This window comes from Erwinia sp. JUb26 (genome assembly GCF_003751505.1).
Taxonomy (GTDB): domain Bacteria; phylum Pseudomonadota; class Gammaproteobacteria; order Enterobacterales; family Enterobacteriaceae; genus Erwinia.
This window is the reverse complement of the sequence record NZ_RJVB01000002.1, coordinates 48,205-66,789: the sequence shown is the minus strand read 5'-3', so window position 1 is coordinate 66,789 and position 18,585 is coordinate 48,205. Positions and strand designations below refer to the sequence as shown.

Annotated in this window: 21 protein-coding genes; 17 read left to right on the top strand and 4 right to left on the bottom strand. The window is 57.4% G+C overall.

The features are described 5' to 3' along the window. The first annotated feature begins 28 nt into the window (after positions 1–28). The 4 genes from cysJ to EC836_RS24715 are packed head-to-tail and all read left to right on the top strand — an operon-like array spanning position 29 to position 4,433. Positions 29–1,831: an NADPH-dependent assimilatory sulfite reductase flavoprotein subunit gene (cysJ, locus tag EC836_RS05440; protein WP_123330922.1), complete on the top strand. Its 1,803-nt coding sequence runs from the start codon at positions 29–31 to the stop codon at positions 1,829–1,831. Beyond that, positions 1,831–3,546, top strand: coding sequence for an assimilatory sulfite reductase (NADPH) hemoprotein subunit (gene cysI / locus EC836_RS05435; protein ID WP_123330920.1), 1,716 nt, complete (start codon positions 1,831–1,833; stop codon positions 3,544–3,546). Before cysJ ends, cysI begins: the two co-directional genes overlap by 1 nt. A 12-nt stretch (positions 3,547–3,558) precedes the next feature. After that, a complete protein-coding gene (locus tag EC836_RS05430) occupies positions 3,559–4,290 on the top strand; it encodes a phosphoadenylyl-sulfate reductase (protein WP_123330918.1) in 732 nt (243 codons plus the stop codon). A gap of 5 nt (positions 4,291–4,295) precedes the next feature. After that, the gene (locus EC836_RS24715; RefSeq protein ID WP_158612771.1) at positions 4,296–4,433 is read left to right on the top strand and encodes a hypothetical protein; all 138 of its coding nucleotides are present in this window, start codon (positions 4,296–4,298) and stop codon (positions 4,431–4,433) included. Here the strand turns inward: EC836_RS24715 and EC836_RS05425 are convergent. The 3 genes from EC836_RS05425 to EC836_RS05415 all read right to left on the bottom strand — a co-directional run bounded on the left by EC836_RS05425 (position 4,422) and on the right by EC836_RS05415 (position 6,002). Next, positions 4,422–4,625, bottom strand: coding sequence for a hypothetical protein (locus EC836_RS05425; protein WP_123330916.1), 204 nt, complete (start codon positions 4,623–4,625; stop codon positions 4,422–4,424). The two genes, EC836_RS24715 and EC836_RS05425, sit on opposite strands and share 12 nt — an antisense overlap. An 87-nt stretch (positions 4,626–4,712) precedes the next feature. Continuing rightward, positions 4,713–4,997, bottom strand: coding sequence for a YciI family protein (locus EC836_RS05420; RefSeq protein ID WP_123330914.1), 285 nt, complete (start codon positions 4,995–4,997; stop codon positions 4,713–4,715). A 15-nt stretch (positions 4,998–5,012) separates the two neighbouring features. Continuing rightward, positions 5,013–6,002 carry an aminopeptidase gene (locus EC836_RS05415; RefSeq protein ID WP_123330912.1) on the bottom strand — a complete coding sequence of 330 codons (990 nt, stop codon included), beginning with the start codon at positions 6,000–6,002 and terminating at the stop codon, positions 5,013–5,015. Between the two features lie 256 nt (positions 6,003–6,258). Here EC836_RS05415 and cysG point away from each other — a divergent pair, with 256 nt between their 5' ends. The 13 genes from cysG (at position 6,259) to rpoS (ending at position 17,673) form a co-directional block, all read left to right on the top strand. Beyond that, positions 6,259–7,674: a siroheme synthase CysG gene (cysG, locus tag EC836_RS05410; RefSeq protein ID WP_123330910.1), complete on the top strand. Its 1,416-nt coding sequence runs from the start codon at positions 6,259–6,261 to the stop codon at positions 7,672–7,674. Positions 7,675–7,683: 9 nt separating this feature from the next. Further along, entirely contained in the window at positions 7,684–8,592 is a 909-nt protein-coding gene (gene cysD / locus EC836_RS05405; RefSeq protein WP_105593945.1) for a sulfate adenylyltransferase subunit CysD, read from the top strand. A gap of 9 nt (positions 8,593–8,601) precedes the next feature. Then, positions 8,602–10,029, top strand: coding sequence for a sulfate adenylyltransferase subunit CysN (gene cysN, locus EC836_RS05400; RefSeq protein ID WP_123330908.1), 1,428 nt, complete (start codon positions 8,602–8,604; stop codon positions 10,027–10,029). A 1-nt stretch (position 10,030) separates the two neighbouring features. Next, positions 10,031–10,636: an adenylyl-sulfate kinase gene (gene cysC, locus EC836_RS05395; protein WP_123330905.1), complete on the top strand. Its 606-nt coding sequence runs from the start codon at positions 10,031–10,033 to the stop codon at positions 10,634–10,636. Between the two features lie 84 nt (positions 10,637–10,720). Next, entirely contained in the window at positions 10,721–11,041 is a 321-nt protein-coding gene (locus EC836_RS05390) for a DUF3561 family protein (RefSeq protein WP_123330903.1), read from the top strand. A 192-nt stretch (positions 11,042–11,233) separates the two neighbouring features. Further along, positions 11,234–11,548: a cell division protein FtsB gene (gene ftsB / locus EC836_RS05385; RefSeq protein WP_123330901.1), complete on the top strand. Its 315-nt coding sequence runs from the start codon at positions 11,234–11,236 to the stop codon at positions 11,546–11,548. A gap of 8 nt (positions 11,549–11,556) precedes the next feature. After that, positions 11,557–12,276 (top strand): 2-C-methyl-D-erythritol 4-phosphate cytidylyltransferase, encoded by a 720-nt coding sequence (ispD, locus tag EC836_RS05380; RefSeq protein ID WP_123330899.1) that lies wholly within the window; start codon positions 11,557–11,559, stop codon positions 12,274–12,276. Next, positions 12,276–12,749, top strand: coding sequence for a 2-C-methyl-D-erythritol 2,4-cyclodiphosphate synthase (ispF, locus tag EC836_RS05375; RefSeq protein WP_123330897.1), 474 nt, complete (start codon positions 12,276–12,278; stop codon positions 12,747–12,749). The genes ispD and ispF overlap by 1 nt, the downstream gene beginning before the upstream one ends. Positions 12,750–12,751: 2 nt before the next feature. After that, positions 12,752–13,801, top strand: a complete 1,050-nt coding sequence (gene truD / locus EC836_RS05370; RefSeq protein WP_123330895.1) for a tRNA pseudouridine(13) synthase TruD — start codon at positions 12,752–12,754, stop codon at positions 13,799–13,801. 207 nt (positions 13,802–14,008) lie between these two features. Beyond that, positions 14,009–14,770, top strand: a complete 762-nt coding sequence (gene surE, locus EC836_RS05365; protein ID WP_123330893.1) for a 5'/3'-nucleotidase SurE — start codon at positions 14,009–14,011, stop codon at positions 14,768–14,770. Further along, on the top strand, positions 14,764–15,393 hold the full coding sequence (locus EC836_RS05360; protein WP_123330891.1) for a protein-L-isoaspartate(D-aspartate) O-methyltransferase: 630 nt from the start codon (positions 14,764–14,766) through the stop codon (positions 15,391–15,393). The genes surE and EC836_RS05360 overlap by 7 nt, the downstream gene beginning before the upstream one ends. A 158-nt stretch (positions 15,394–15,551) precedes the next feature. After that, positions 15,552–16,631: a murein hydrolase activator NlpD gene (gene nlpD, locus EC836_RS05355; protein ID WP_123330889.1), complete on the top strand. Its 1,080-nt coding sequence runs from the start codon at positions 15,552–15,554 to the stop codon at positions 16,629–16,631. A 49-nt stretch (positions 16,632–16,680) separates the two neighbouring features. Then, on the top strand, positions 16,681–17,673 hold the full coding sequence (gene rpoS / locus EC836_RS05350) for an RNA polymerase sigma factor RpoS (RefSeq protein WP_105593956.1): 993 nt from the start codon (positions 16,681–16,683) through the stop codon (positions 17,671–17,673). A 70-nt stretch (positions 17,674–17,743) separates the two neighbouring features. Here the strand turns inward: rpoS and narL are convergent, their stop codons facing one another. Next, positions 17,744–18,397 (bottom strand): two-component system response regulator NarL, encoded by a 654-nt coding sequence (gene narL, locus EC836_RS05345; protein ID WP_123330887.1) that lies wholly within the window; start codon positions 18,395–18,397, stop codon positions 17,744–17,746. Positions 18,398–18,585 lie beyond the last annotated feature (188 nt).

The following is an 18,585-nucleotide window of genomic DNA, read 5'->3' as shown; positions in this document are numbered from 1 at the left end:
GATCTCCGACACTGGAATTATCGACGCAATGACGACTCAGGCACCTCTCAATATGCTTCCGCTGAATCCCGATCAGCTTGCCCGCTTACAGGCAGCGACCGGAGATTATACCCCTACCCAGCTGGCGTGGCTGTCCGGTTATTTCTGGGGCATGGTCAACCAGGCTCCCGGTGCCGTTGTCGCTGCCGCACCGGCTCAGGTTGAAGTGCCAATCATCACCATCCTTTCTGCCTCACAGACCGGCAACGCGCGCCGCTTGTCAGAGCAACTGCGGGATGACCTGCTTGCGGCGAAGCTTAACGTCAACCTGGTGAATGCCGGTGACTATAAGTTCAAGCAGATTGCGCAGGAAAAACTGCTGGTGGTGGTGACCTCCACGCAGGGCGAGGGTGAACCGCCGGAAGAGGGCGTGGCGCTGCATAAATTCCTGATGTCGAAGAAAGCGCCAAAAATGGACGCCAGCGCCTTTGCGGTGTTCGGCCTGGGCGATACCTCTTATGAATTCTTCAGCCAGGCGGGGAAAGATTTCGATAACCGGCTGGCCGAGCTGGGTGCCGCACGCCTGCTGGATCGCGTGGATGCTGACGTTGAGTACGCCGCGGCGGCCGAAGCCTGGCGTAAACAGCTGGTGGAAATCCTACAGGCGCGCGTGCCGAAAGAAGCCCCTGCCGCTGCGGCGGTCACGGCGGCAGGCAGCGTCAATGAGATCCACAGCAGCCCTTACACTAAAGAAGCGCCGCTGACTGCCAGCTTTGCGGTCAACCAGAAAGTCACCGGCCGTGATTCCGATAAAGACGTGCGCCATATTGAGATCGATCTCGGTGAATCAGGGCTGCGCTACAAGCCGGGTGACGCGCTGGGCGTGTGGTTTGAGAACGATCCCGCGCTGGTGGAAGAGCTGCTGGCCCTGCTGTGGCTGAAGGGCGATGAGCCGGTCAGCGTGCACGGTGAAACGCTGCCGCTGGCGGAAGCGCTGCAAAAACACTACGAACTGACGGTGAATACTCCGCAGATCGTCGAGCAGTATGCCAAACTTTCCCATAACGACGCGCTGCTGGCGCAGATCACGGATAAGGCCAGCCTGCAGCAGTATGCGCAGAATACGCCGATCGTCGATATGGCCCGCTTCGCGCCGACCGAGCTGAACGCCGAGCAGCTGACCGCTCTGCTGCGTCCGCTGACGCCGCGCCTGTATTCGATCGCCTCTTCTCAGGCCGAGAACGAAACGGAAGTGCACATTACCGTTGGCGTGGTGCGCTATGAAATTGAAGGCCGCGCCCGTGCGGGTGGAGCCTCCAGCTATCTGGGCGATCGCCTGGCCGAAGACGATGAAATCCGCGTGTTTATCGAACACAATGACAATTTCCGTCTTCCTGCCAACCCGGAAACCCCGGTGATTATGATTGGCCCGGGCACCGGTATCGCACCGTTCCGCGCCTTTATGCAGCAGCGCGATAACGACGGCGCGGGCGGCAAAAACTGGCTGTTCTTTGGTAATCCGCACTTTACCGAAGACTTCCTTTATCAGGTGGAGTGGCAGCGCTACGTGAAAGACGGCCTGCTGACCAACATTGATTTAGCCTGGTCACGCGACCAGAAACATAAAATATACGTACAAGATAAAATCCGCGCGAAAGGGGCGGAAGTGTGGAGCTGGATTCAGGAAGGCGCACACATTTATGTCTGCGGCGATGCCAATCGCATGGCTAAAGACGTTGAGCAAGCATTACTGGAAGTGGTAGCCGAATACGGTGGCATGGACATCGAAACGGCAGATGAATTTTTAAGTGAGCTGCGCATTGAGCGCCGTTACCAGCGAGATGTGTACTAATGAGCAATGAAAGATACCCTGGGCCGCTGGTCGTCGAAGGTAAGCTGGTCGACGCCGAGCGCCTGAAAAAACAGAGCAACTATCTGCGTGGCGGCATTGCCGAAGATCTGCACGACGGCCTGACCGGCGGCTTCAACGGCGACAACTTCCTGCTGATCCGTTTTCACGGTATGTATCAGCAGGATGACCGCGACATTCGCGCCGAGCGCGCCGAGCAGAAGCTGGATGCGCGCCATGCGATGATGCTGCGCTGCCGTCTGCCGGGCGGCATCATGACGCCGAAGCAGTGGCTGGGCATTGATAAATTCGCCACGGATAACACCATTTATGGCAGCATCCGCCTGACTAACCGCCAGACCTTCCAGTTCCACGGCATTCTGAAGGGCAACGTCAAACCTGCCCACCAGATGCTGCATGAAGTGGGTCTGGACGCGCTGGCGACCGCCAATGACGTGAACCGTAACGTGCTGTGCAGCTCAAACCCGATTGAGTCTGAACTGCATCAGGAAGCGTACGAGTGGGCGAAGAAGCTGTCCGAGCACCTGCTGCCGCAGACCCGCGCCTATGCGGAAATCTGGCTGGATCAGGAGAAGGTAGCGACCACCGACGTTGAGCCGATCCTGGGTGAAACCTATCTGCCGCGTAAGTTCAAAACTACCGTGGTGGTGCCGCCGCATAACGATGTGGATCTGCACGCCAACGACCTGAACTTTATCGCCATTGCTGAGAACGGCAAGCTGATTGGCTTTAACCTGCTGGTCGGCGGGGGTCTGTCCATCGACCACGGTAACAAAGCCACCTATGCGCGCACCGCCAGCGAGTTTGGTTATCTGCCGGTCGAGAAAATTCTCGACGTGGCGGCTGCGGTGGTGACCACCCAGCGCGACTGGGGCAACCGTACCGACCGTAAAAATGCCAAAACCAAATATACGCTGGAGCGCGTGGGGCCGGACGTCTTCAAAGCTGAAGTGGAGCGCCGTGCCGGTATCACCTTCGAGCCGATCCGTCCGTATGAGTTCACCACCCGTGGCGATCGCTTCGGCTGGGTAAAAGGCATTGATAACAAATGGCACCTGACGCTGTTTGTGGAAAACGGCCGCCTGCTCGACTATCCGGGCCGCCCGCTGAAAACCGGTCTGGCGGAGATCGCCAAGATCCACCAGGGCGACTTCCGCTTAACCGCTAACCAGAACCTGATTGTGGCCGGCGTGCCGGAGTCTGAAAAAGACAAGATTGAGCAACTGGCGAAGCAGCACGGCCTGATGGAAAGTGTCAGCCACCAGCGTGAGAACTCCATGGCCTGCGTGGCGTTCCCGACCTGCCCGCTGGCGATGGCGGAGGCCGAACGCTTCCTGCCGGAGTTTGTTACCCGCGTGGAAGGCATCATGACCGCGCACGGCGTGGGCGATGAGCATATCGTGCTGCGTGTCACCGGCTGCCCGAACGGCTGCGGTCGTGCGCTGCTGGCTGAGATCGGCCTGGTGGGCAAGGCGCCTGGGCGCTATAACCTGCACCTGGGCGGTAACCGCATGGGAACCCGTATTCCGCGTATGCATCGCGAGAACATTAATGAAACGGAAATCCTGGCGACGCTTGATGAACTGATCGGCCGCTGGTCGAAAGAGCGCGAAGCAGATGAAGGCTTCGGAGACTTTACGATTCGCACCGGCATCGTCAGACCGGTGCTCGATCCGGCCCGTGATTTCTGGGAATGATGGAGGTGTAAGATGGCGGTACTCGATCTCTCTGAACTGAATGCACTACCGAAGGTGGAGAGCGTGATGGCGCTCGCCGAGATCAATAACCGGCTGGATAAGCTTTCAGCCGAAGATCGGGTGATCTGGGGGCTGGAAAACCTGCCGGGCGAAGCGGTGCTGACCTCCAGCTTCGGTATTCAGGCGGCGGTGAGCCTGCATCTGGTCGCCCGCCAGAAGCCGGATATCCCGGTTATCCTCACCGATACCGGCTACCTGTTCCCGGAAACCTATCAGTTTATTGATAAACTGACCGAGCAGCTGGATCTAAATCTGAAGGTGTTCCGTGCAGAACACAGCGCGGCCTGGCAGGAAGCACGCTACGGTAAACTGTGGGAGCAGGGCGTGGAGGGCATTGAACGCTACAACCAGATCAATAAGGTTGAGCCGATGAACCGCGCGCTGGAAAGCCTGAATGCACAAACTTGGTTCGCCGGTCTGCGCCGCGATCAGTCCGGTAGCCGGGCGCATCTTCCGGTGCTGGCGATCAAGAAAGGCGTATTCAAGCTGTTGCCGATTATCGACTGGGATAACCGCCAGGTTTATCAGTACCTACAGCAGAACGGTCTGGACTACCATCCGCTGTGGGAGCAGGGCTACCTCTCCGTTGGCGATACCCACACTACCCGTAAATGGGAGCCGGGTATGGCTGAGGAAGAGACGCGCTTCTTTGGTCTGAAGCGCGAGTGCGGCCTGCACGAGTAACATCCGTGCGATATGATATTCGCCTGCATAATATGCCGGGGCTGAACGCTGAAGAGTTCTATTTTGGTGCGTTACGGGCGAGTGATACGGCGAATATCATTCCCGGCAAAGATCTGCTGAAACTGACGGTGCTACCCCAATAAACCTGTTACGAATTCAATAATGTCTTGCAGATAAATCGTAATCAGTGCGAACAGTATAATTAGAGCGAAGACTGTCATCGCGGGCTGAAAGGCTATCGTTGCCATTCCCAGTATTCCTGCGGCGGCCGCAACGCGGTGCTCTTCCTTATGCGCCCAGCCGATGATGCCCAGGATCACCGCACCGCAGGCCATTACCGTAAACTTCCTATATTCACCCGTTACCCAACATCTCCCGGCGTGACGCGTATTGCGCGCAAAACGCAGGGAGAAGCGGCAGGATCAAATCCCCGTCAGTGCCGCGAATTTATTCGCCGAGCGGGTGATATTGATTTTGGTCACCTCATAACTCGCCACCTGCTGGAACGGATCTTCGGCCAGAATGACATCCAGCTGCTTACGGTCCATTTCTTTCACCATAATCATCCCCCCGGTGCGCGGCTCTTTACGCCCGGCACTGATAAATGCGCCAGCGGTGAAGTAGCGGTTCAGCCACTCAATATGCGGTTGCAGCAGCGCTTCCACTTCTTCCATCGGGCGGGTGTAACTCAGAAAAACGATATACATTAGTGTCTCCACATATCAGGGATTGGCCAGTTCGCGGATCAGCGGCAGCAGCACGGCCACGGTACTGTGGGTTCGGCTGGTAATGCGGCCCGGAAGCCAGCGGTCAATGTAGGCCAGATTATCACGTTGCGCCTGATTGCGTAGCCCAGCGGGAAAATGCTGTTTCAGCACCGTGGGCACTTTGCCAGGCGGGCCGTCGCTGGTGCTGACCGTCATTAGCGGAAAACCGGCGCGGTCGAACGGGCTGCCGTTAGCATTTTTTTCTTTTTTACCGACGGCATAAATCCCGCTGCGCCTGGCCAGCGTCAGCGCCCGATCGCGAGTCTGGCGCATCACCGCCTGCGGGGTCGTGTTTCCGCTGCTGAAGGTGAGATGATTGCCGACGATCAGGCTGTTGAGGTTTATCACCAGCAGAGTATTTTGTTTCTCTTCCGGCTTCATTCGCGCCAGATAGTCTTCGCTGCCGCGCTGGCCGATCTCTTCCCCGCTGAGCGCGACAAAGCGCAGGCTGTAGTGCAGATGCTCCTTGCTTAAGCGCTCAGCCAGTTCCAGCATCACTCCCAGACCGGAGGCGTTATTGTCCGCCGCCTGAGCGGTCAGCCCGCCGAGGTTTTTCTGCACGTCGGCGTCGCTCTGCGGTGATGTGCTGTCGCTGTGGGTGATAATCAGGATCTGCTGCGGGACCTCGCCTTCGCGGGCGGCAATCACCGAGGTTGCACTGATGTTGCGCCAGGTATCTTCGCCGTCCCGATGGTGCCAGGGGTAGCGAGTGTTAAAGCGGCGCGTATCGCTTTTGTAGCCCAGTGCGCTGAACTGCTGCTGCAGGTAGTCGGCGGTCAGCATCTCCGCCGGGCTGCCCGCCATGCGTCCGGGAAAATAGGTGGCAATATGGCGCAGCTGCTGCTCGGCAATGCTGCCCACTTTTCCCGTCGTTGCGCCTGCCGGCAGGCTTATCCCGCACCCGATTAACGCTGCCAGCGCCCCCAGACGCAGTAAGGTGAACATTCGAAATTCCTTAGTCGTTATCCCGGGTTAAATCGGGCGAAAATTTTTGCCCCGCTAGTATGAAATTGTGACGCGGGTTGCACAATTTCATTTGCTCTGAAATACCCGAAATATCATCCGTTAAGCACATTTTGTTCGCAGCTTTACCAGTACGTTATTCCATTAGGTAACTACTCATTCCAATTAGTAATTTCATAAGCCTTAATGCGGGGACGTATAGTCCTGTTAACTTTATGTGATAAGCGACAGGGTTTACGTGGATTATCTTCCTCTATTTGCTGATATCAGACACAAACCGGTGCTGGTAGTGGGCGGCGGCGATGTGGCTGCGCGCAAAATTGAACTCCTGCGACGCGCCGGAGCGCGGGTACTGGTGGTATCACGCGAACTCTGCGACGAGCTGGCCGAACTGGAAGCTCAGGGCGAAATCGACTGGCTGGCGAAGGCCTACGATGCCGGTCAGCTTGACCGCGTATTTTTTGTCATTGCCGCCACCGACGACGGCGACCTAAACGGCCAGGTGTTCCAGGACGCCACCGATCGTTTCCTGCTGGCGAACGTGGTGGATGACCAGCCGAAATGCTCCTTTATTTTCCCGTCGATCGTCGATCGCTCGCCGCTGGTGGTCGCTATCTCTTCCGGCGGTACCGCGCCGGTGCTGGCGCGCCTTCTACGTGAAAAAATTGAAACCCTGCTGCCCGCCACGCTGGGCCAGATGGCGGAGATTGCCGGCCAGTGGCGCGGCAAGGTCAAAGCCCGCTTCAGTAAAATGTCCGATCGCCGTCGCTTCTGGGAAAAAGCCTTTAACGGGCTGTTTGCCAGCCAGGTCGGTTCCGGCAACGTGGACGGCGCTCGCCGCACGCTGGATAAGCAGCTGGATGAGCCGGAAGCCGCGCAGGGAGAGATTATCCTTGTGGGTGCCGGTCCGGGCGACAGCGGTCTGCTGACGCTGCGCGGGCTGCAGGTGATGCAGCTGGCCGACGTGGTGCTGTATGACTATCTGGTCAGCGATGAAATTCTGGATTTAGTCCGCCGCGATGCCGACCGCATCTGCGTTGGTAAGCGCGCTAACGCCCACAGCGTACCGCAGGAAGAAACCAACCGACTGCTGGTCGAGCTGGCCAAACAGGGTAAACGCGTGGTGCGCCTGAAGGGCGGCGATCCGTTTATCTTCGGCCGCGGCGGCGAAGAGCTGCAGGCGGCGGTGGAAGCCGGTATTCCGTTCCAGGTGGTGCCGGGCGTGACCGCAGCCGCAGGTGCCACCGCCTATGCCGGGATCCCGCTGACCCATCGCGATCACGCGCAGAGCGTGCTGTTTGTTACCGGCCAGTGCCGCGCCGACAGCAGCGGCACCGACTGGCCGTCGCTGGCGCGTGCGCGTCAGACGCTGGCAATTTATATGGGTTCGGCAAACGCCGGCGACATCGCCAGCCAGCTTATCGCCCACGGGCGCGACCCCAAAACCCCGGCGGCGGTAATTGGCCGCGGCACCCGGCAGGATCAACAGGTGCTGACCGGCACGCTGGACCAGCTGGACGAACTGGCACGCAACGCCCCAACCCCGGCGCTGTTAGTGATTGGCGAAGTGGTCAATCTGCATCAGCAGCTGGCGTGGTATCAACATTCTGCGCAGCAGGACGGACGCGAGTCCGCCGTTGTGAATTTGGCTTGAGGAAAAGTTATGGATCAAAAACGTCTGACTCATCTGCGTCAACTGGAGGCGGAGAGTATCCATATTATCCGCGAAGTGGCGGCAGAGTTCGCCAATCCGGTGATGATGTACTCCATCGGTAAAGACTCATCGGTGATGCTGCACCTGGCGCGTAAGGCCTTCTATCCGGGAACCCTGCCGTTCCCGCTGCTGCATGTTGATACCGGCTGGAAATTCCGTGAAATGTACGAATTCCGCGACCGCACGGTAAAAAACATCGGCGCCGAGCTGCTGGTTCACCGTAACCCAGAAGGCGTGGCCATGGGCATTAGCCCGTTTGTCCACGGCAGCGCCAAGCATACCGACATCATGAAAACCGAAGGGCTGAAGCAGGCGCTGAATAAGTACGGTTTTGATGCGGCCTTTGGCGGCGCGCGTCGCGACGAGGAGAAATCCCGCGCGAAAGAGCGTATTTACTCCTTCCGCGACCGCTTCCACCGCTGGGATCCGAAAAACCAGCGCCCGGAACTGTGGCACAACTACAACGGCCAGATTAACAAAGGCGAAAGCATCCGCGTGTTCCCGCTGTCCAACTGGACCGAGCTGGATATCTGGCAGTATATCTTCCTGGAAAATATCGAAATTGTTCCGCTTTACCTGGCCGCAGAGCGCCCGGTACTGGAGCGTGACGGCATGCTGATGATGATCGATGACGAGCGTATTAATCTGCAGCCCGGCGAAAAAATCGAGCAGCGCATGGTCCGTTTCCGCACCCTCGGCTGCTGGCCGCTGACCGGCGCGGTAGAGTCCGAAGCGCAAACGCTGCCGGAAATTATCGAAGAGATGCTGGTATCCACCACCAGCGAGCGTCAGGGGCGGGTGATTGACCGCGATCAGTCCGGCTCCATGGAGCTGAAGAAACGCCAGGGTTATTTCTAAGGAGCCGTCATGAATACCATTATTGCACAACAGATCGCCGATCAGGGCGGGGTGGAAGCCTGGCTGCACGCTCAGCAGCATAAAAGCCTGCTGCGCTTTCTGACCTGCGGCAGCGTTGACGACGGCAAAAGTACGCTGATTGGCCGCCTGCTGCACGACACCCGACAGATTTATGAAGATCAGCTCTCCACGCTGCATAACGACAGCAAGCGTCACGGTACGCAGGGTGAGAAGCTGGACCTGGCGCTGCTGGTGGATGGCCTGCAGGCCGAGCGCGAGCAGGGCATCACCATTGATGTCGCCTACCGCTATTTCTCCACCGAGAAGCGTAAATTCATCATCGCCGATACCCCGGGACACGAGCAGTACACGCGTAACATGGCGACCGGGGCTTCGACCTGCGACCTGGCGATTTTGCTGATCGATGCCCGTAAAGGCGTGCTCGATCAAACCCGTCGTCACAGCTTTATCTCCACGCTGCTGGGCATTAAACATCTGGTGGTGGCGATCAATAAAATGGATCTGGTGGACTACAGCCAGCAGACCTTTGAAGAGATCAGGCAGAGCTACCTCGACTTTGCGGAACAGCTACCCGGCGATCTGGATATCCGCTTTGTGCCTCTGTCCGCGCTGGAAGGTGAGAACGTGGCGTCACCGAGCGCCGCGATGAACTGGTACAGCGGCCCGACGCTGCTCGACGTGCTGGAAACCGTTGAGGTGCAGCGCGTGGTGGAGCAGCAGCCGATGCGCTTCCCGGTGCAGTACGTTAACCGCCCGAACCTCGATTTCCGTGGCTATGCAGGTACGTTGGCATCAGGCGTAGTGCAGGTCGGTCAGCGGGTGAAAGTGCTGCCGTCCGGCGTGGAGTCGGCAATTGCCCGCATCGTCACCTTCGATGGCGATCTGCAGCAGGCCAGCGCGGGCGAAGCGATTACCCTGGTGCTGAAAGATGAAATCGACATCAGCCGAGGCGATCTGCTGGTGGCCGTTGATGCCGATCTCAAAGCGGTACAGGGCGCGTCGATCAACGTGGTATGGATGGCCGAGCAGCCGCTGGTGCCGGGCCAGAGCTTTGACGTGAAAATCGCCGGTAAAAAGACCCGCGCCCGCGTGGAGAAAATTCAGTACCAGGTTGAGATCAATAACCTGACCCGTCATGCGACGGAAGCGCTGCCGCTGAACGGGATTGGCCTGGTGGACGTCACCTTTGATGAACCGGTGGTGCTGGATCCGTATCAGCAAAACCCGGTAACCGGCGGGATGATCTTTATCGATCGTCTGAGCAACGTCACCGTGGGTGCCGGTATGATCCTGGAGCCGCTGGCGGAAACGCAGCAGGCCGCAGGTAACTACAGCGCCTTTGAGCTGGAACTGAATGCGCTGGTGCGCCGTCACTTCCCGCACTGGAACGCGCGCGATCTGCTGGGCGGTAACTGATATGGCCCTGCATGACGAGAATGTCGTCTGGCACAATCACCCGGTCAGCCGGGAAGAGCGTGAGGGGCAGCACGGTCATCAGGGCGCGGTACTGTGGTTTACCGGGCTTTCCGGCTCCGGTAAATCCACCGTCGCCGGTGCGCTGGAGCAGGTACTGCACCGCCTGGGCGTCAGCACCTATCTGCTGGATGGTGATAACGTGCGCCACGGCCTGTGCCGCGATCTTGGCTTTAGCGACGACGACCGCCGGGAGAATATCCGCCGGGTGGGTGAAGTGGCGAAACTGATGGTGGACGCGGGTCTGCTGGTGCTCACCGCCTTTATCTCGCCGCACCGCGCCGAGCGCGATATGGTGCGTGAGATGCTGGGAGAAGGGCGTTTTATTGAGGTGTTTGTCGACACGCCGCTGGCCATCTGTGAAGCGCGCGATCCGAAGGGGTTGTACAAAAAAGCCCGGGCCGGAGAACTGCGTAATTTCACCGGTATCGACTCGGTTTACGAGGCACCGGAACGTGCAGATATCCGCCTCGACGGCGAACAATTAGTAACACATTTAACCGTTCAGATATTAGACCTGCTGCGCCAGCGCGATATTATCAAATCCTGATACAGCGACTGTTAACGCCCTCACGGGCGTTATTCGGGTGGGGCGTCGTTTCGATGCTCCCGCTTAAGCGTTAATGGGATATCTATGCAAAACGTCACCCCACTGCTGGCAAGAAAAAACAAAAGCGATCACGATGAGGCTTCCTGGCCCTTTCCTGGCGGCGTGGTAGGCTTCGTGTCCTGGTGGGTCGCCCTGGCGACAACGTTTATGATGTACGGTTCAAACACCCTGTTTTTCTTCCTCTACACCTGGCCATTCTTCCTCGCATTGCTGCCCGTTTCCGTGCTGGTTGGTATTGCAATCAGCGTGCTGCTGCGCGGGCATCTGATCTGGACTACGCTTGTCACGATAATCGTGGTGGTGTGCCTGTTCTGGCTGCTGTTCAGTCAGTTAAGCGGCTGGTAACCTCGACGCCTGATGTGCAAACGCATCGCAGCGTTACAAAATTTTTCGTTAACCGGTTCCAAAAAAGCCTCTCTTTTGGTGCTTTTTGCCGCGTTTCCGCGTCATAGTCTGAGAAAACAGCGCTATTTCACTGGCAGAGTGGAGTCGTAGTAAAAGTTATGGGATGATTGAGCCGTTTTTCAGGGGGCGGGGATGGGAAAACTTACGCTGCTGTTACTTGTACTGCTGGGCTGGTTGCAATATTCGCTCTGGCTGGGCAAGAACGGCATTCATGACTATACGCGCGTTGATGAGGATGTTGCTGTGCAGCAGACCAACAACGCCAAGCTTAAAGCGCGCAACGATCAGCTTTTTGCCGAAATCGACGATCTTAACGGCGGTTCGGAAGCGATCGAGGAACGCGCACGCAACGAACTGGGGATGATTAAACCCGGTGAGATTTTCTATCGCCTTGTGCCGGATCAAAGCAAACGAAACGCGCAGCAAAGCCAACCAGCCAATCAGTAACGATAACCATGAACATCGCAGACGCCTGTCCGCACGTGATCGCCGTTGTGCCTGCTGCGGGGATCGGCAGCCGCATGCTGTCCGAGTGCCCCAAGCAGTACCTTTCGATCGGCAACAAAACGATTCTTGAACACAGCCTGGACGCGCTGCTGGCCCATCCCGCGGTGACGCGGGTCATTGTGGCGCTCAGCCCGGACGATAGCCATTTTTCCCGGCTGCCGGTGGCGAACGATCCGCGCATCATTCAGGTGGTGGGCGGGAACCAGCGTGCCGACTCGGTGCTGGCCGGCCTGAAGGCGGCCGAGAACGCGCAGTGGGTGCTGGTGCATGACGCCGCTCGCCCGTGCCTGCACCTCAGCGATCTGACCCGTCTGCTGGAGCTGACCCAGCGCAGTGACGTCGGCGGTATTCTTGCCGCGCCGGTGCGCGATACCATGAAGCGGGCGGCGGCAGATGGGGCAGAGACCATTGCCCATACGGTTGAGCGTGAGGCGCTGTGGCACGCGCTGACGCCGCAGCTGTTCCCGCTGGTGCTGCTGCGAAATTGCCTGGAGCGCGCGCTGCGCGAAGGTGCCAGCATCACCGATGAAGCCTCTGCCTTAGAGTACTGCGGCTATCATCCGGAATTAATCAGCGGACGCAGTGATAATCTTAAAGTAACCCGGCCGGAAGATCTGGCGCTGGCCGAGTTCTATCTGACCCAAATTTATAATAAGGAGAACGCATAATGCGTATTGGTCACGGTTTTGATGTACACGCTTTTGGCGGCGAAGGCCCGCTGATTATTGGCGGCGTGCGTATCCCTTATGAGAAAGGATTACTGGCCCATTCCGACGGCGACGTGGCGCTGCATGCGCTGACCGATGCACTGCTGGGCGCGGCGGCACTGGGCGATATCGGCAAACTGTTCCCGGACACCGATGCCGCCTATAAAGGCGCGGACAGCCGCGAACTGCTGCGCGAAGCGTGGCGGCAGATCGAGAAAAAAGGCTATCGCGTGGGCAACGTAGACGTCACGATCATCGCTCAGGCACCGAAAATGCTGCCACACACGCCGCAGATGCGCATCAATATTGCCGAAGATCTGGGCATCCACATGGATGAGGTCAATGTGAAGGCCACCACCACTGAAAAGCTGGGCTTTACCGGTCGCGGTGAAGGCATTGCCTGTGAAGCCGTTGCACTGCTGATTAAGGTCTGATGATGGATTTAGCGAAGCAGAACTGGCTGTACGGTAAGCCGAGCGCTGAAGGCGTGCTGAAGGCTGCGGCGGAAGATTTCGTTGTGGTTGAAGATCTCGGCTACGCCCCGGACGGCGATGGCGAACAGCTGCTGGTGCGCATTCGTAAAACCGGCTGCAATACGCGCTTCGTCGCTGAAGCGCTGGCAAAATTCGTCGGCATTCACCCGCGCGATGCCAGCTTTGCCGGGATGAAGGATCGCCACGCCGTGACCGAACAGTGGTTCTGCCTGCGCCTGCCGGGTAAAGAAACGCCCGATATGCGCAAGTTTGTGCTGGAAGGCGTGGAGGTGCTGGAGAGCGCCCGCCACCGCCGCAAGCTGCGTACCGGCGCGCTGCAGGGCAATGCGTTCCGGCTGGTGCTGCGCCAGGTGAGCGATCGTGATGCGGTTGAGCAGCGCCTGCAGCAGATCGCTGTTGGCGGCGTTCCGAACTATTTCGGCAGCCAGCGCTTTGGCCATAACGGTAACAATCTGCTGATGGCACAGCGCTGGGCGGCGGATGAAATCCGCGTGCGCGAACGCAACAAGCGCAGTTTCCTGCTCTCAGCGGCGCGCAGTGCGATGTTTAATCAGGTGGTCAGCGATCGTCTGGCACAGCAGGGTTCGCTGACGAAGGCATTAAACGGCGATGCGCTTCAACTCACCGGCCGCGGCAGCTGGTTTGTTGCTACTGCGGAAGAGTTGGCCGCCCTGCAGCAGCGGGTGGATGAAAATGAACTGCGTATTACCGCTCCGCTTCCTGGCAGCGGTGAGTGGGGCACGCACGATGAGGCTCTGGCGCTGGAGCAGGCTTCTCTGGCCTCCGAAACGGCCTTAATCGAACTGATGATGCGTGAAAAGGTGGAAGCCGCCCGCCGTGCGATGCTGGTTATCCCCCGCGATCTGCGCTGGGTCTGGCTGGATGATGCCACGCTGGCGATGAACTTCTGGCTCCCCGCAGGGAGTTTTGCCACCAGCGTAGTGCGCGAACTGCTGCTGCCGCAGAGCAGCGCCGATGAGGTTGATGAGTAACGCACTGACCTGCTGCTTGACTGCCGCTCCGGCGGCAGTTGCCAGGTGATTGAAACCAGAAACTTACACCTACCACAACCCGAATCATCCAGCTAAAATGGTTCCCAGCCACGCCCTCTATTCCGTCTGTTTTTCATCCGTTCAGCATTAGATTTGACCCGCTGACGGAATGGGGCGAACAAAAATTATCAACAGGTTAGGTGTTAAATGCGAATTTTGCTGAGTAACGACGATGGTATCCATGCGCCCGGAATTCAGGCGCTGGCAAAGGCGCTACGCCAGTTTGCTGAGGTCCAGGTTGTTGCTCCCGATCGTAATCGCAGCGGGGCGTCGAACTCGCTGACGCTGGAAACACCACTGCGCACGTTTGACTATCCCAACGGTGATATTGCCGTGCAGATGGGAACACCGACCGACTGTGTTTACCTGGGGGTGAATACCCTGATGCGCCCAAAGCCAGATATTGTCGTCTCTGGAATTAATGCCGGGCCGAATCTCGGCGATGATGTGATCTACTCCGGGACCGTTGCGGCGGCGATGGAAGGGCGTCACCTCGGGCTGCCCGCGCTGGCGGTGTCGCTGGACGGGCATCAGCATTATGAAACGGCGGCGGCGGTGACCTGCTCGATTCTGCGCGCGCTGGAGCGTGAACCACTGCGCACCGGACGCATTCTGAATATCAACGTTCCCGATTTGCCGCTGGATCAGATTAAAGGCATCCGCGTGACGCGCTGCGGCAGTCGCCATCCCAGCGACAGGGCGATTCAACAGCAGGATCCGCGTGGCAACACGATGTACTGGATTGGGCCTCCGGGCGACAAGCTCGATGCGGGCCCGGGTACCGATTTTGCTGCGGTCGATGAAGGCTATGTTTCGGTGACCACGTTGCATGTTGATCTGACCGCCCATGCGGCTCAGGAGATTGTTTCTTCCTGGTTGTCACGGGTTGAGGTTGATCGGCAATGGTAAGCGGCGGTCGGATCGATACGCTGCTGACGCTGTTGCGCAAGCAGGGCATTAACGATGAGCGATTGCTGCTGGCCATTGAAGAGGTGCCGCGCGAACGTTTCGTTGATGAAGCCTTTGAGCATAAAGCCTGGGACAATATGGCGCTGCCTATTGGTTCGGGGCAGACTATTTCTCAACCCTATATGGTGGCCAGAATGACCGCGCTGCTGGAGCTGACTCCGCAGTCGCGGGTGCTGGAAATCGGTACCGGTTCCGGTTATCAGACGGCGATTCTGGCGCATCTGGTCGAGCACGTTTGCTCGGTCGAGCGCATTAAAGGTCTGCAGTGGCAGGCCAAACGCCGACTGAAGCAGCTCGACCTGCATAATGTTTCAACGCGGCACGGTGACGGCTGGCTTGGCTGGCGCTCTCGCGGGCCGTTTGATGCGATTATCGTCACGGCCGCACCGCCGGAAATTCCTGATGCGCTGCTGGCGCAGCTGGATGAGGGCGGCATTATGGTGCTGCCGGTGGGGGAAGAGCAGCAGGTTTTGCAGCGCATTCGGCGTCGTGGAGACGAGTTCGTGATTGAGACCATCGAGCCGGTTCGCTTTGTTCCTCTGGTGCAGGGCGACCTGGCCTGAGATATGCCACGAATAAAGATTAATACAACTGTTTCATGGCACGTTGTGGTTGATATTGCTAGTATCTGAATAATTCGCGCGGGCTGACAGAAGATGCTGTAAACCATCAGCCCGGCCGCAGTTCTGTCTTTAATAAGCATTGCCGTAATGGGGGAAGAATGAGCACTGGAAGCCCGGTTTTTAAGTTGCGCCGTATTGCGGCCGTTTCATTGATAGGTTTTTGGCTGGCAGGTTGTTCCAGCGATAATACGCAGGCTCCCATCAGTTCAGTTGGCGGTAATGATTCAGGCATGCTCAGTAATTCTGGCGGCGCCGGCGGCGGTGGTTTTATTCCTGCTCGCCCGCCGTCGTCGTCAAATGGTGGAATGATCTCGTCATCTTCACCGAACGTGGTGACGGAAAACGGACGTATTGTTTACAACCGCAGTTATGGGAACATTCCGAAAGGTAGCTACAGCGGTGACAGCTATACCGTTAAGCGTGGCGACACGCTGTTCTATATTGCATGGATCACCGGCAACGATTTCCGCGATCTGGCACAGCGCAATAATATCGCCGCGCCTTACGGGCTCAACGTTGGCCAGCAGATTCAGGTTGGAAACGGCGGTGGTACGCCGATCACCGGCGGTAATGCCATTACCGTCGCCGACGCCACGGCGGGGGGCGTAACGACTCCTCCTTCCAGTACACAAATGCAGCCAACACCTGTTGCACGGCAACCGGTTATTACGTATTCTGAGGATTCAGGTACTCCAAGTGGAGGAAGTGGAGGCAAAATGCTGCCTTCATCCGGCACAACTGTTGCAACGACGACAGCGCCGGTTACCGCCCCGACCGTCAGCAGTACAACGGACAGCGCTACCCCAGTGGGAAGCTGGCGTTGGCCGACAGACGGTAAGATTATTGATAACTTCTCTGCTTCCGAAGGTGGCAATAAAGGCATCGATATCGCGGGTTCACGTGGTCAGTCCGTTGTTTCCACCGCTTCAGGTCGGGTGGTGTACGCCGGAAATGCGCTGCGCGGATACGGTAATCTGATAATCATCAAACATAATGATGACTACCTGAGTGCTTATGCCCATAACGACACTATGCTGGTCCGTGAACAACAAGAAGTTAAAGCGGGTCAGAAAATAGCCACGATGGGCAGTACCGGCACGAGTTCGGTTAGATTGCACTTTGAAATTCGTTACAAGGGGAAATCCGTAAACCCGTTGCGTTATTTACCGCAGCGATAACCGGCAGAACCTTGGTGTTCTGCCCTGGAATCACGGGTAGGAGCCGCTTATGAGCCAGAATACGCTGAAAGTTAATGAGTTAAATGAAGATGCGGAATTCGACGAAAACGGAGCTGAGGTTTTTGATGAGAAGGCTCTTGTCGGAAATGAACCTGGTGATAATGATCTAGCAGAAGAAGAACTGCTGTCGCAGGGCGCTACACAGCGTGTGCTTGATGCGACGCAGCTCTATCTTGGGGAGATTGGTTATTCCCCACTGTTAACGGCGGAAGAAGAAGTGTTCTTTGCCCGCCGGGCGCTTCGTGGCGACATTCCTTCACGTCGCCGAATGATTGAAAGCAATCTGCGTCTGGTGGTGAAAATCGCCCGTCGTTACAGCAATCGTGGTCTGGCGCTGCTGGATCTGATTGAAGAAGGTAACCTCGGCCTGATTCGTGCCGTAGAGAAGTTTGACCCGGAAAGAGGGTTCCGTTTCTCCACGTACGCCACCTGGTGGATTCGTCAGACGATTGAACGGGCGATTATGAATCAAACCCGTACCATCCGCCTGCCGATTCACATCGTGAAAGAGCTGAATGTTTATCTGCGCACCGCGCGTGAACTTTCCCATAAGCTCGATCATGAGCCAAGTGCGGAAGAGATTGCCGAGCAGTTAGATAAACCTGTTGATGACGTAAGCCGGATGCTGCGCCTCAACGAACGCATTACCTCAGTTGACACGCCTCTGGGCGGAGATTCTGAGAAAGCGCTGCTGGATATCCTGGCCGATGAGAAAGATAACGGCCCGGAAGATACCACCCAGGACGATGATATGAAGCAAAGCATCGTCAAGTGGCTGTTCGAACTGAACGCCAAGCAGCGTGAAGTGTTGGCACGTCGTTTCGGCCTCCTTGGCTATGAAGCGGCAACGCTGGAAGATGTGGGTCGCGAAATTGGTCTGACCCGCGAGCGTGTACGCCAGATTCAGGTTGAAGGTCTTCGTCGTCTGCGTGAGATTCTGCAGGCACAGGGACTGAATATTGAAGCACTGTTCCGCGAGTAATCGCGAACTGCCTGACTGAGTTAATGCGAAAAGCGACGATCTCCGATCGTCGCTTTTTTATTGCCTTTTTTCAGCTGTAACCGTTTTGCAGCGACCACACCGCCGCTTCAACCCGCGACTTCATCTGCAGCTTCTTCAGCATATGCTTAACGTGTACCTTCACCGTGCTTTCGCTGATGCACAGGCGGCGGGCGATTAGCTTATTGCTCAGGCCCATGGCAACCAGCTTCAGGATATCGCGCTCGCGGGCCGTAAGCCGATCAATATCCGGCAGTTCCTTTGGCCGCTGCTGACGCAGGCTGGCGGCCAGCAGCGGCGGCAGTGTTTCACTGAGCACCATCTCTCCGGCGGCGGCGCGATGCAGTGAGTTCAGCAACGCTTCGGGTTCCATATCCTTCAGAAGGTATCCATCGGCACCCCGCTTCAGGGCGCGGATCACATCATCCTCATAATCCGACACGCTAAAGACCACGATGCGGCCGCGTGCGTCTATCGCCCTCAGCTGTTCCAGCGTTTCCAGACCGTTCATACCGGGCATATGCAGATCCAGCAGGATCAGATCGTAGTCATTTTGTTCCGCCAGCAGGACGCCGTCTGCACCGTTGCCCGCTTCCCCGATGACTTTCAGCCGATCGTCCATGCCGATCAATTGTTTCAGTCCGGTACGAATCATCGGGTGATCGTCAATCAGCAGGACGGTCGCGGGAGCAGGTTTATTATTCATCCATCATTCCGGGGGGTTAATTGCGCAAAACTGCAGGGTACACAGCGGCTGGCACTATTCTCTGTCATTGAGGTGGGAATACACATACCTCTTTTGGGGTAATACTTAATAGCCTGATTATATGATAACCCTGATAAATTATCATGGTAATGGGTTATTTTACTGATTTTATTTGGTTTTTATTTTGT